1 protein-coding gene is annotated in these 608 nt (G+C 67.1%); it reads left to right on the top strand.

Features of this window, described 5'->3' with window-relative positions; genetic code table 11:
- Nucleotides 1–608: adenosylhomocysteinase (locus AC1DWF_RS36225; protein ID WP_476843278.1), on the top strand; the 608-nt coding region annotated here is incomplete at both ends.

Genomic DNA, 608 nt, shown 5'->3' with positions numbered 1-608 from the left:
CGTCCGCTGGTCGTCCTGCAACATCTTCTCGACGCAGGACCACGCCGCGGCCGCCATCGCCGCCACCGGCACGCCGGTCTTCGCCGTGAAGGGCGAGACCCTGCCGGAATACTGGTCCTACGTGCAGAAGACGCTGGAGTGGGCGGACGGCGGCGAGCCGAACATGCTGCTCGACGACGGCGGCGACATGACGCTGCTCGTCCATTACGGCCTGCGCGCCGAGAAGGGCGACGTGGCCTTCCTGGAAGGCGCGACCAACGAGGAAGAGACCGTCTTCTTCGCGCTCATCAAGAAGCTGCTGACGGAGAAGCCGGGCTGGTTCGCCAAGCACGCCGCTTCGATCAAGGGCGTGTCGGAAGAGACCACGACGGGCGTGCACCGCCTCTACGTGATGGCGAAGGAGGGCAAGCTGCTCTTCCCCGCGATCAACGTGAACGACAGCGTCACCAAGTCGAAGTTCGACAACCTCTACGGCTGCCGCGAGTCGCTGGTGGACGCCATCCGCCGCGGCACAGACGTGATGATGTCCGGCAAGGTCGCGCTGGTCGCCGGCTACGGCGACGTGGGCAAGGGCTCGGCGGCGTCGCTACGCAATGCCGGCTGCCGCG

Source organism: Aminobacter sp. P4_D5, from assembly GCF_056401815.1.
Note: the sequence above shows the minus strand (reverse complement) of the source record. Positions and strands in the feature narration are given on the sequence as shown.